The 11,722-nt window shown below is 60.1% G+C and carries 15 protein-coding genes, 1 tRNA gene and 1 pseudogene; 5 read left to right on the top strand and 12 right to left on the bottom strand.

The genetic code is table 11. The annotated features are described in order from the left end of the window. The first annotated feature begins 42 nt into the window (after positions 1-42). The 3 genes from IPP03_01265 (at position 43) to IPP03_01255 (ending at position 2,823) form a co-directional block, all read left to right on the top strand. A complete protein-coding gene (locus IPP03_01265; GenBank protein MBL0351388.1) occupies positions 43-1,035 on the top strand; it encodes a malate dehydrogenase in 993 nt (330 codons plus the stop codon). A 77-nt stretch (positions 1,036-1,112) separates the two neighbouring features. Continuing rightward, on the top strand, positions 1,113-2,096 hold the full coding sequence (locus IPP03_01260; GenBank protein MBL0351387.1) for a CoA ester lyase: 984 nt from the start codon (positions 1,113-1,115) through the stop codon (positions 2,094-2,096). Continuing rightward, the gene (locus IPP03_01255) at positions 2,089-2,823 is read left to right on the top strand and encodes a pseudouridylate synthase (protein ID MBL0351386.1); all 735 of its coding nucleotides are present in this window, start codon (positions 2,089-2,091) and stop codon (positions 2,821-2,823) included. Before IPP03_01260 ends, IPP03_01255 begins: the two co-directional genes overlap by 8 nt. Here the strand turns inward: IPP03_01255 and IPP03_01250 are convergent. From IPP03_01250 to IPP03_01235, 4 genes and pseudogenes are all read right to left on the bottom strand, one after another. Continuing rightward, positions 2,820-3,257 carry a CBS domain-containing protein gene (locus IPP03_01250; GenBank protein ID MBL0351385.1) on the bottom strand — a complete coding sequence of 146 codons (438 nt, stop codon included), beginning with the start codon at positions 3,255-3,257 and terminating at the stop codon, positions 2,820-2,822. The genes IPP03_01255 and IPP03_01250 overlap by 4 nt on opposite strands. 17 nt (positions 3,258-3,274) lie before the next feature. After that, positions 3,275-3,463, bottom strand: a complete 189-nt coding sequence (locus IPP03_01245) for a hypothetical protein (protein ID MBL0351384.1) — start codon at positions 3,461-3,463, stop codon at positions 3,275-3,277. Positions 3,464-3,567: 104 nt separating this feature from the next. Then, positions 3,568-4,824, bottom strand: a complete 1,257-nt coding sequence (locus tag IPP03_01240; GenBank protein ID MBL0351383.1) for a nitronate monooxygenase — start codon at positions 4,822-4,824, stop codon at positions 3,568-3,570. Positions 4,825-5,299: 475 nt separating this feature from the next. Next, positions 5,300-5,521: pseudogene (locus IPP03_01235) on the bottom strand (transposase). A gap of 44 nt (positions 5,522-5,565) precedes the next feature. Here IPP03_01235 and IPP03_01230 point away from each other — a divergent pair. Together IPP03_01230 and IPP03_01225 are read left to right on the top strand one after the other, a co-directional pair. Further along, a complete protein-coding gene (locus IPP03_01230) occupies positions 5,566-5,739 on the top strand; it encodes a hypothetical protein (GenBank protein MBL0351382.1) in 174 nt (57 codons plus the stop codon). 57 nt (positions 5,740-5,796) lie between these two features. Next, entirely contained in the window at positions 5,797-6,108 is a 312-nt protein-coding gene (locus tag IPP03_01225; GenBank protein MBL0351381.1) for a hypothetical protein, read from the top strand. A gap of 116 nt (positions 6,109-6,224) precedes the next feature. On the opposite strand, the gene IPP03_01220 is transcribed toward IPP03_01225, so the two are convergent. From IPP03_01220 to infC, 8 genes are all read right to left on the bottom strand, one after another. Beyond that, positions 6,225-6,301: transfer RNA gene (locus IPP03_01220), tRNA-Pro, on the bottom strand. A 34-nt stretch (positions 6,302-6,335) separates the two neighbouring features. Further along, entirely contained in the window at positions 6,336-6,737 is a 402-nt protein-coding gene (locus IPP03_01215; GenBank protein ID MBL0351380.1) for a MerR family transcriptional regulator, read from the bottom strand. Continuing rightward, a complete protein-coding gene (locus tag IPP03_01210) occupies positions 6,721-7,023 on the bottom strand; it encodes an integration host factor subunit alpha (protein ID MBL0351379.1) in 303 nt (100 codons plus the stop codon). Before IPP03_01210 ends, IPP03_01215 begins: the two co-directional genes overlap by 17 nt. 13 nt (positions 7,024-7,036) lie before the next feature. Continuing rightward, entirely contained in the window at positions 7,037-9,412 is a 2,376-nt protein-coding gene (locus IPP03_01205; GenBank protein MBL0351378.1) for a phenylalanine--tRNA ligase subunit beta, read from the bottom strand. Next, positions 9,409-10,482 carry a phenylalanine--tRNA ligase subunit alpha gene (gene pheS / locus IPP03_01200; GenBank protein MBL0351377.1) on the bottom strand — a complete coding sequence of 358 codons (1,074 nt, stop codon included), beginning with the start codon at positions 10,480-10,482 and terminating at the stop codon, positions 9,409-9,411. The genes IPP03_01205 and pheS overlap by 4 nt, the downstream gene beginning before the upstream one ends. A gap of 56 nt (positions 10,483-10,538) precedes the next feature. Then, complete coding sequence (gene rplT / locus IPP03_01195) at positions 10,539-10,898, bottom strand: 50S ribosomal protein L20 (GenBank protein ID MBL0351376.1); 360 nt, start codon at positions 10,896-10,898, stop codon at positions 10,539-10,541. A gap of 11 nt (positions 10,899-10,909) precedes the next feature. After that, positions 10,910-11,107, bottom strand: coding sequence for a 50S ribosomal protein L35 (gene rpmI / locus IPP03_01190; GenBank protein MBL0351375.1), 198 nt, complete (start codon positions 11,105-11,107; stop codon positions 10,910-10,912). 86 nt (positions 11,108-11,193) lie between these two features. Continuing rightward, positions 11,194-11,715, bottom strand: a complete 522-nt coding sequence (infC, locus tag IPP03_01185) for a translation initiation factor IF-3 (GenBank protein ID MBL0351374.1) — start codon at positions 11,713-11,715, stop codon at positions 11,194-11,196. Between the last annotated feature and the right edge of the window lie 7 nt (positions 11,716-11,722).

The raw sequence follows: 11,722 nt of genomic DNA, 5'->3' as shown, positions 1-11,722 counted from the left end.
TCCGAACAATTTTAACCACCCAGTTTCAATCAGGAGCGATACATGTCCAAAGCCCCCATGCGCGTTGCTGTTACCGGCGCCGCCGGCCAGATCGGTTATAGCCTGCTCTTCCGCATTGCCTCAGGCGAGATGCTCGGCAAGGACCAGCCGGTCATCCTCCAGTTGCTCGACCTGCCGCAGGCCCAGAAGGCCGCCCAAGGTGTCATGATGGAGCTCGACGACTGTGCCTTTCCGCTACTCGCCGGCATGTTCGCCACCGACGACCCGAACGTCGCCTTCAAGGACGCCGATGTCTGCCTGCTGGTCGGTGCCCGTCCGCGCGGCCCTGGCATGGAGCGTGCCGACCTGCTGCAGGCCAACGGTGCCATCTTTACCGTCCAGGGCAAGGCTATCGCCGAAAATGCCAAGGAAGACGTCAAGGTACTGGTTGTCGGCAACCCGTGCAACACCAACGCCCTGATTGCCGGGTCTGCCGCCCGCAAGGTTGGCCGCACCAACCCGAACAACTACCATGGCATGCTGCGCCTCGATCACAACCGCGCGCTGACCCAGCTTGCTCAGAAGTCCGGTCGCCCGGTTTCCTCACTCAAGCAACTTGTCGTCTGGGGCAACCACTCCCCGTCGATGTACGCCGACTACCGCTTCGTGACCTCCAACGGCGACAGCGTCAAGTCCGTCATCAACGATGCCGCCTGGAACAACGATGTCTTCCTGCCGACCGTTGGCAAGCGCGGCGCCGCCATCATCGAGGCCCGCGGCCTGTCCTCCGCCGCTTCCGCCGCCAACGCTGCGATCGACCATGTCCACGACTGGCACCTCGGTTCCGACGAGTGGGTGACGATGGGCATCCCCGCTTCGGCCGACAACGGCTACGGAATCCCGGAAGGCATAGTTTTCGGCATGCCTTGTGAGTGCAAGAACGGCAGCTTCACGCTGATCAAGGGCCTGGAAATCGACGAATACTCCCGGGGCAAGATCGCGATCACGCTCAAGGAACTGGAAGAGGAGCGCGCCGCAGTCATGGGCATGCTTTAAATCGGGATTTGCCTTAGCCTGATCGAAGGGTCGCGGTAGAATGCTGCGGCCCTTTTCTTTTCTGACGACTGAAAATCATGCGCCACCCCAACGCAGTCCTTTTCTCCGGTGAGAAGATATTCCCCATCCTGCCCGCAGTCGACCACTACGCCGGCTCGGAAAAGCTGATGAAGAAGGCGCTGCAGTTGCAGAAGGAACTCGGCCCGATTTTCGACGTCACCTGCGACTGCGAGGATGGTGCCGTTGCCGGCGCCGAGCGCGCGCATGCCGAGATGGCCGCTGCCGTCATCATGAGCGACGATAACCTGTTCAACCGTGTTGGTGCCCGCGTCCATGATGTAACCCATGCGCACTGGCGCCAGGACATGGAAATCCTGGTCCGCATCGCCGGTAGCCGCCTGCCCTTCATAACGCTGCCGAAGCCGTGCAGCGCCGGCGATGTCGAGACCCAGATCGAGGCGCTGCGCGAAATCGAGCAACATTTCGGCGTCGACCGCAGGATTCCGGTTCACGTCCTGATCGAGACCCACGGCGCCCTGCGCGAAGTCTGGGAAATCGCTGCCCTGCCCAGCGTCGAGAGCCTCGATTTCGGCCTGATGGATTTCGTTTCCGGCCACCACGGCGCCATTCCCGGCAGTGCGATGACCAGCCCCGGCCAGTTCGAGCACCCACTGGTCGCCCGCGCCAAATGCGAGATCAGCGCCGCCGCGCTGGCCTGCGGGGTCGTCCCTTCGCACAACGTGACCACCGAACTCAAGGACGTCGAACACATCGCCAGCGATGCCCGCCGCGCGCGCAACGAGTTCGGCTTTCTCCGCATGTGGAGCATCCATCCGAACCAGATCATGCCAATCGTCGAAGCCATGCGTCCCGACTTCTCGGAAGTCCAGGCCGCCGGCGAAATCCTGATCGCTGCCCAGGACAAGGACTGGGGCCCAATCCAGCACGCCGGCAAGTTGCACGACCGCGCCTCCTACCGTTACTACTGGGAATTGCTCGAACGCGCCCACGTCACCGGCATGACGATTGCCACTACGGCAAAGCAACGTTTCTTTGCCTGAAGCCTTACCGATTCTCTATCGCGACAAACATCTCGTCGTTATCGACAAACCGGCGGGCCTGCTGGTCCATCGCTCCGAAATCGATCGCCACGAAACGCGCTTCGCCATCCAGATCCTGCGCGACCAGATCGGCCAGTGGGTCTGGGCCGCGCACCGCCTCGACCGAGGAACCTCCGGCGTGCTGTTATTCGGCCTGAATCGCGAAATTGCCGGCGAACTGGGCCGTCAGTTCGCCGCCGGCACCGTTGACAAGCGCTATTGGGCCCTCGTTCGCGGCCATCCGCCGGATTCGGGAACGATAGACCACCGGCTGAGCCGCCAGCGCGATCCTTACCTTTTTTGCGGCGAACTGAGCAGCGACAAGGCGCAGGACGCTATCACGAATTTCCGCAAGCTCGCCGAAGCCGAGCTACCAGTCGCCGTCGACCGCTACCCGAGCAGCCGCTACGCGCTGCTCGAACTACAACCGCTGACCGGCCGCCGCCACCAGTTACGCCGTCACCTGAAGCAAATCGCTCACCCGATCATCGGTGATTCAACCTACGGCAAGGGCTGCCACAACCGCTATTTCGCCAAGTACCTCGATTGCCACAGGCTGTTACTCGCCTGCACGCAGATACGCTACGACCATCCGCTCCGCGGCCAGCGCCTACAAATAAAGGCGCCAGTGTCCGGCGAATTCGCCGCCACACTGGCGCGCTTTGGCTGGAACATCGCGGATCGCTAGGCGATATTTTCTTCAAGATGCTCCCGGAACTCCAGGTCACGCTCAAGCTGGACCATGTCCTGGCCGAGTGCATCGCGGGCCGACACCATGCCCAGCGGCACACCGTTGGCATCGACCACCGGCACATGGCGAAAACCCCCATCCGCCATGAACTGCAGGGCATAGCCCAGCGGCTTGTCGTCACGAATCGTTTGTGGGTCTCGGACCATCACCTGGACAACCTTCGTCGAATCCGGATCAAGGCCGCCGGCCAGCACCTTATTGAGCGCATCGCGCTCGGTGAATATCCCGACGCTCCGGCTGTTGTCGACGATGAGCAAGGCACCGATCTTCTTTTCTGCCATCAGTCGGCAAGCCGCACGAACCGTCATGTCTTGGGTACCGGAAACCAGCGGACGGCCAGCGATGATGTTGCTGATTACTCTTGTTGGCATGTTTGTCTCCTTGATGGTTATGGGTTAACGCAATAGTCGCCGGAATGGCGGCCGGATGCAAGTGGCAGAAAGCCCAGAAGCGTCGAGCCCGGCGAGGTACGAACATCGTGCGCGCCAAACAGCGTCGTCAGGATGGCCGTCACATCCTTGCCGCTACCGATCCCGCGCCGCGTTGTGAATCGACTGATGATCGGCGTTTGGCGCATGCCGCGCCTTTGCTGAAACGCCAAGCAGCAACAAGAGAAAGTTAAACAAGCCAGTGGCTGATTTTCAACAACAGGATCCTCCATCCTGCTGGTGGAACGGCTATTCAGACAACGGCCGGTTCAGGCAAGACGACTTTGTTGTCGGAGCTGAACTGATAATCGCGGAAGACATGCTCTGCCGACAACAGTTGATAGCTCCCGTCGTCCAAGCGCTGCGTTGTATCCTTCAGGCGATAAGCGGTCTGCCCGCAGGTCCAGATGTCAAAATTGCGCATATGGGTACACAGGCAGGTCTTGTCCATCACCGAAACCTTGCGCGCGCCAGGGTGAGCTAGGACCTCGCGGTTATAGGCCGTCACGTAGGCGCACTTGCCATTGGCGTCGAGCAGGTAACCGTAGGCTTCGCAGTTTGGGCGGATGCCGTCGCCAATACCCGGGCTGCCCAGGATCATCCGCATCGGATAGCCGGTGGGGGAGATTTCATTGACGACGATGTCCTCCTCGTTGACCTTGAAATACTCCTGCTTGACTTTTTCCGGCAGGCCGCATTCCTCGGTGACCGTAAACCGTGTCGCCACCTGGACCGCCGCCGCGCCTTGCTCAAGAAAGGCCGTAGCGTCGCTGCCGGTAAAGATGCCCCCGGCGGGAATGACCGGAATGTCGAGTTGCTCCGCCTTAAGGAAGGCGACCACCTCGGCGACGATGGTAGCCAGATCGAATTGCGCCCAGTCCATACCGAAACCGAGATGGCCACCCGCCAGCGGGCCTTCGACGACGACGTAATCGGGCAGGCGGCCGGTGCGGGCGCTCTTTTTCAAGAACAATGACAGCGCGCGTACCGATGAAACGATGATGCCGAGCCTGGCATCTCGAAAGCGCGGATGATCCTCGATCAGCGGGAACGAACCGAGGTGCAGGCCGGCCGCCAGCGTTATGCCGTCGATGCCAGAATCGAGCGCGGCGGACATGCGGACCTTGAGCGTCTCCCTGGGCGCGTTCATGGTCAGTTTCTCCATGCAATTTATGAAGACCAGCCCACTGCCCTGCTTGCGGCGCATCGTCGCCTCGACGTGCAACCGTGTCGCCTCGACAAGTCGACCGAGATCGAACTTGACCGAAGACTTGTCCTCGTTATGGACGTTGTACTTGTAGAAGGCCAGCTTTTCCTTGACCTGTTTTGTCTCGTAGCGACGATCGGCGACCGTGTTGATCATCGCATCGGAGATGTGGCCGATGCCGCCGAGACGCGCCGCTTCCAGCGCCAGATCGGCCGTCGAGATGTCGACACCCATGCCGCCGATCATGATGGGAACAAGCTCATGCTTGCCCAGCCGCAAGCGGAAATCATCCACACGCCTCATCGTCACCTTCCAGAAATGTGCACGCGGCCAGATGCCGCGAAGCCAACGCCAGATTCTACGCGAATGCCGGGTGTACTGCATGCATCGGAAAACGGGCAGAAATCTCCATCAGAGCGTCGTCGAATCACGCACCCCCGCAATCCGGCACCTGCTTGGGAAAAAAGTCGTGAAAAAGTCAGTTATCGCCCTAGGAGCCTGTCGGACTTAGGAAATGCACGACCGCTACGGAGATTTTCAGAGGTGCTTTGGGCGAAAGCGCGTTCGAAACTGTTGTAAAACTGAAAATTCCGCCTAATTTCTGAGCGTAAATCCCATTTGGCATGGTTTTCCGAGAAAGCCCGACAGGCTGCTAGCGGCCCGTCGGACTTGATTCACTAATCTACCGTAAAGCAGAGCCTGCGGTTGATGGAATATGCATTTGCAATGGATTTCGCTTGATTCTCGCTTGTGGACGCACCATTCCTCCTTATTTTCCTTACTGTGGGCGCAATACGGCCACGCGCTTCAAATTCCACGTGAGGCAAACCAGCGTCCATTCGTTGCGGACATTCTCCAGGCCACGCAGCAGAAACTGCTGGAAGCCCATCACCGACTTGATGATGCCGAACATCGGCTCGACAGTCTGCTTGCGCAGTGCGTAGGTCTTCCGACCCGCCGCGGTCTTGAGCGTGTGCTTCATAGTCTCCACCGGACTGGCGCCTACCCGACATCCTGCTGCCAGACGACGTCGAGCTCGGCGCGGTGGACAATGTGCCGACCTTCGTCGGCCACTACTGGCTGACCGGCACGCCTGGCATGCAGAGTCCGACCGTGGCGGTGCTTGACTTCGGCGCCGGCAAGGCCGGGCCGCTGGTGGCTTACCGGTGGTCGGGCGAGTCAGAGTTGAGTAATGAGCGGTTGGTCTGGGTAGCCTGAGCGAAGTCGCTTCGCGGATCGGAATTGCCACTATGACGACGATGAAGCCGGAAAGTATTGCCGCTGATCAGCGGCGGGCGTCCCGAAAACCTCGGGAAGACCGTCTTCGTCGTCGGTTACCCGGATGATCCGCGCCTGCCGTGCCTGGGTGGAAAGGGGTGTCAGTGGGATGCGCAGATGCTCGCCATGCCGTTGGTTGGTGCCGACGGCGAGGAATACCTTCGTGGGGCGATTGGCGAGCGATGCCTGACACCGCTCAATGTACCGGAAGATCAGGCGATGGCGAAGCTGTTCGAGCGGATAGTGGAGGAATTGCTTCAAGAGGATTTCGGGGATGATGACGCTGTCGACCGAGGAAGGTTGCCTTGAGCAAACTTGCCCATGCTGTTTTCCTTAGGTTGTCGCTCTGTTGGGCACTTTTTTGTTAAGTCAGCCAACACAAAGAAAAAGGGTTTCAGCCTATCGGCTGAAACCCTTGATATTACTGGTCGGGGCGGTGGGATTCGAACTCACGACCCCTTGCACCCCATGCAAGTGCGCTACCAGGCTGCGCTACGCCCCGACAAGCATCGGATTATAACCGAAAACCCAATGAATCAAAGGCGCAACATCTCGATAACATACTGCAATTCGGCACGCAGACTGCCGGTGGACCGTGCGTGGCCCGTGGGTTCGACCCCACCTTGCGAGTTCCGCGGAGGTGCAACAACTCCACTCGCCTCCCCTTCATCGAGCCGGTTACGCGCCCCGCTGATCGTGAAACCCTGGCTGTAGAGAAGCTCGCGTATGCGCCGGACGAGCAGGACTTCATGATGCTGGTAGTAACGCCGGTTCCCGCGCCGCTTGATCGGCTTGAGTTGATTGAATTCCTGCTCCCAGTAGCGCAACACATGCGGCTTGACACCACACAGCTCGCTGACTTCGCCAATCGTGAAGTAACGCTTGGCGGGAATCGGTGGCAATTCCTCGCCACCCGAAGGCTTATGCCGCTGTTCCATCGCTGACAAGCTCGACATCGGACTTCAGTTTCTGGCTGGCGTGAAAGGTCACCACACGCCGCGCTGTAATCGGGATTTCCTCGCCTGTCTTGGGGTTACGTCCTGGACGTTGCGGCTTGTCACGCAACTGAAAATTGCCGAAGCCGGAGAGCTTGACCCCATCACCGGTTTCCAGGGCGTTACGGATTTCTTCGAAGAAAGCCTCGACCATATCCTTGGCTTCACGCTTGTTGAGGCCCACCTTTTCAAACAACAGGTCGGCAAGCTCCGCTTTGGTCAGTGTCATTGTCCTTTTTCCATCAGGCACGTAGTTGCGCGGCAAATGCCTGCTCGAGACAGGATACCAGTTGCTGCACTGCAAATTCGACTTCCGTATCTTGCAAAGTACGTTGAGTATCTTGCATAACTATCCGAAGCGCAAGACTTTTCTTGTTTTCAGGAATGCCCTTCCCGATGTACACATCGAACAACTGGATGTCCTGGACCAAGGACGGCAACTGCCCTTTCAGACCATCCAGCAGCGTCTGGAAGTCAAGGTTCTTATCGACGACGATGGCCAGATCGCGGATCACCGGCGGGAATCTGGAGACCTCCACATAAGCCGGAACCCGTGCCGCCGTGACTGCGGTGAGGTCGATTTCGAACACCACCGGCGCGAGCGGCAGTTCGTATTTTTGCATCCATTCCGGATGTAATTCGCCGAGGCAACCAATCGCTGTGCCGTCGACAATCACCGTTGCGGCGCGGCCAGGATGCAGTGCCGGATGAACAAGTTTCTCGAAACGCGACTGGGCCGGCGCCAGCACGGCTTCGAGGTCGCCCTTGACGTCGTAGAAATCCACCTTGCGCCTCCCATCGCCCCAGCCCTCCGGCAAGGCGCCGCCGTAAGCGAGACCCGACAGTTTCCACGGCTGATAAAAGCCAGCGACCGGCACAGCCTGGATGTCACGTCGGAAAATACGCCCGGTTTCAAACAGGCGGACACGGCTTTGCTTGCGCTTGAGGTTGGTGACCAGATTGGAAATCAGACCGCCAATCAGCGTCGAGCGCATCACCGCCATCTGGCTGGCGATCGGGTTGGCGAGGCGGATCAGGTTGGTGTTGGCGGCGAAATCGGCTTCCCATGTTTCTTCAACGAAGGCGAAATTGACGACTTCCTGGTACCCACGGTCGGCCAGCATCTGACGCACGCGAGCTTGCGGGCGCTGTGCTTCCGGCTGCACCAGCATTTTCATGTTGCCACGCGGCGCCGGTGCCGGAATGTTGTCGTAGCCGTGCAGGCGGGCAATTTCCTCGATCAGGTCTTCCTCGATTTCGATGTCGAAACGCCAGCTCGGCGGCGTCACCAGGAAATCGTCGCCTTCACGAACGAAAGGCAGATTGAGGCCGGTAAATAAGCTGGTGATTTGCTCGGCGGTCAGCGGCATGCCGATGACCATTGCCGCCCGTGCCGTACGTAAGCGAACCGGATTGCGCGCCGGCATTACGGCGCGCGCCGCGACGACCGGACCGGCAGCACCGCCGCAGATGTCGAGGATCAACTGGGTGGCGCGCTCGATGGCACGTCGTGTGCCGCCAAAATCGACACCACGTTCGAAGCGGTGCGAGGCATCGGAGCCAAAACCATAACGGCGGGCGCGGCCGGCGATGGCTTGTGGCGCAAAGAATGCAGATTCGAGGAACAGTTCGCTGGTTTCCAGCGTGATTCCGCTGTCTTCACCACCCATGATGCCGGCCATGGCCAACGGCTTAACGTCGTCGGAAATCATCAGAATATCGGCGTCGACCGCAACAATCTGCTCGTTGAGCAGCAACAGCCTCTCGTCCGGCTTCGCCATGCGGGCATGTACCACCCCTTCCAGCTTAGTGTTGTCGAAGGCGTGCAGCGGCTGGCCGAGTTCGAGCATTACGTAATTGGTGACATCGACCAGCGCCGAAATGGAGCGGACGCCGCTGCGCTCCAGTCGGCGCGTCATCCATTCCGGTGCCGGCGCCTTGGCATTGACGCCCTTGATGATGCGACCGCAGTAGAGCGGACAGGCCTCAGGCGCATCGAGCACGACCGGGCGCTGATCGGCGATGGTCGCCGCAACTTCCGGCACCTCGATCAGTTTGGCCGGGACGCCGGCGATTGCCGCCACTTCACGGGCAACACCGGTCAGCGACAGGCAGTCGGCGCGGTTTGGCGTCAGTTTCAGCGTGAACAGCCGGTCATCGAGGTCGAGGTAGTCGCGAATCGACTGCCCAACCGGCGCATCGGCCGGCAGAACCAGCAGGCCCGAGGCGTCCTCGGCGATCCCCAGTTCCCTGGCCGAACAGAGCATGCCCGACGACTCGATGCCGCGCACCCTGGCGACCTTGATCACGAAATCGCCGGGCAGCTGCGCGCCAGGCAAGGCACACGGCACGCGCAGGCCGACGGCCACGTTGGGCGCGCCGCAGACGATGGTCGTCGAGGCACCGCAGCCGGTGTCGACCCGGCAGACATTCAGGCGGTCGGCATCCGGATGGCGGGTCACTTCCAGTACCTGGGCGACGACGACATTGTTGAACGGTGGCGCGACCCGGTCGAGTTCCTCGACTTCGAGGCCGGCCATGGTCAGTCGATGGGCGAGTTCCTCGCTGGACAGTTCGGGATCGACGAGGGTTCTCAGCCAGGATTCGGAGAATTTCATGCGAATTGCCTCAGAAAACGCAGGTCGCCTTCGAAGAACAGGCGCAGGTCATTGACGCCGTAGCGCAGCATGGTCAAACGGTCGGGCCCGAAGCCAAAGGCGAAGCCGGTGTAACGTTCCGGGTCGATCCCGGCGATGCGCAACACGTTCGGATGGACCATGCCGCAGCCGGCTATTTCCAGCCAGCGGCCTTCGAGCTTGCCACTCATGAAGGCGACGTCGATTTCGGCGGATGGCTCGGTAAACGGGAAAAAAGAGGGACGAAAACGGACCTTGAGGTCGTCGCTCTCAAAGAAGCTCTTCAGGAAGTCGGCGATGACACCCTTCAGATCGGCGAAGGAAACCCCCTCGCCCACCCACAACCCTTCGACCTGATGGAACATCGGCGAATGCGTCGCATCGGAGTCGACACGATAGACACGGCCGGGCGCGATGATACGGATTTCGGGCATTTTTTCCAGTTGACCGCGCCCATCAGGAAGCACCCTTGGGGTGTAGCGGGCGACGTGCGCCTGCATGTAGCGCGCCTGGATGGGGCTCGTATGGGTGCGCAGCAGGACCTTGTCAGCGATGCTGCCGTCCGGGTTCTGCAAATAAAACGTGTCGTGCATCGAACGCGCCGGGTGATCCTCGGGCGTGTTCAAGGCCGTGAAATTGAAGAAGTCTTCCTCGATCTCCGGGCCGTCGGCCACTTCAAAGCCAATCGAGCGGAACAGTGACTCAATGCGTTCCAGCGTCCGTGTCACCGGATGCAGACCGCCGCGCGCCTCGGCGCGTCCCGGCAGCGTGACGTCCAGCGCCTCTTCGGCCAGACGCGCGGCAAGCGCTGCCTTGCGGATCGCTTCGCGCCGTTCGTTCAGCGCAGATTCAACAGCCGTCTTGGCGGCGTTGATTGCCGCCCCGGCGGCTTTCTTTTCTTCCGCCGGCAACTTGCCCAGCCCCTTGAGCAGTTCGGTGATCCGGCCGCTCTTGCCGAGGAAACGGGCTTTCACTTGCTCCAGGGCATCCGGGTCGGAAGTGGCGGCGAACGCAGACCGCGCTTCACCAACGATTTGATCGAGATTTTCCATGCATTTTCACCAACAAAAAAGGAGGCTTGCGCCTCCTTTTCCAATTGTGCTTTCGCTCAGGCGCCGAGCTGTGCCTTGGCCTGGTTGGCCAGAGCGGCAAAAGCCGGCTGATCGAAGACCGCCAGATCGGCCAGCACCTTGCGGTCGACCTCAATATTGGCCTTCCTCAGACCGTTCATCAGAGTGCTGTACTTCATGCCCAACTCGCGGGCGGCAGCATTGATCCGGGCAATCCACAAGGAACGGAACTGGCGCTTACGCTGACGGCGGTCACGGTACTGATACTGACCGGCCTTCATCACCGCCTGTTTGGCGACACGGTAGACGTTGTTGCGACGACCGCGGTAGCCCTTGGCTTGTGCAAGAACCTTCTTGTGACGGGCATGCGCCGTTACACCACGTTTAACTCTGGACATTCTTTGCCTCCTTACGCGTAGGGGATCATGGCGCGGACGACTGCCACGTCGGGCTGGCTGACAACGACCGAACCGCGCAGATGGCGCTTAACCTTGGTGGTCTTCTTGGTCAAAATGTGGCGTTTGAACGCCTGGCCGCGCTTTATGCTGCCATCCGCGCGGACCGAAAAGCGCTTCTTGGCGCCGCTCTTGGTCTTCATTTTGGGCATTTTCTGCTCCTAATGACATGCCGTCAGGTGGTTCCCGGCGGGAACGCTTCGCTTACCCGAAAGCACTTGTAATTGACTGCCTGCTGCTATTTCTTCTTGGCTGGCCCGATGACCATGATCATCTGACGACCCTCCATCTTCGGCATCTGCTCGACTTGCCCGACGGCGTCGAGATCGGCCTTGATTCTCTCCAGCTGGCGCATGCCGAATTCCTGGTGCGCCATTTCGCGGCCCCGAAAGCGCAGGGTCACCTTGACCTTGTCTTCCTCTTCCAGGAACCGCATCATGTTCCTGAGCTTGATCTGGTAATCATTTTCGTCGGTACCCGGACGCAGCTTGATTTCCTTGACCTGCACCTGCTTCTGCTTGAGCTTGGCTTCGTGAGCGCGCTTCTGTTCCTGGTACTTGAACTTGCCGTAGTCCATGACACGGCACACCGGCGGGCTGGCCATCGGCGCGATCTCGACCAGGTCGACCCCGGCATCCTCTGCTATCTGCAGTGCGGCCCGGATACTCATGACCCCGAGCTGTTCACCCTCCCCGCCCTGGAGACGAATCTCCGGCGCCGTAATTTCTTCATTCAGGCGATGTGCCTTGTTCTGAGCTATGGTGTTA

Source organism: Candidatus Dechloromonas phosphoritropha, from assembly GCA_016722705.1.
Lineage (GTDB): Bacteria > Pseudomonadota > Gammaproteobacteria > Burkholderiales > Rhodocyclaceae > Azonexus > Azonexus phosphoritrophus.
The sequence above is the reverse complement of the archived record's forward strand: the minus strand, read 5'-3'. Positions and strand labels throughout refer to the sequence as shown.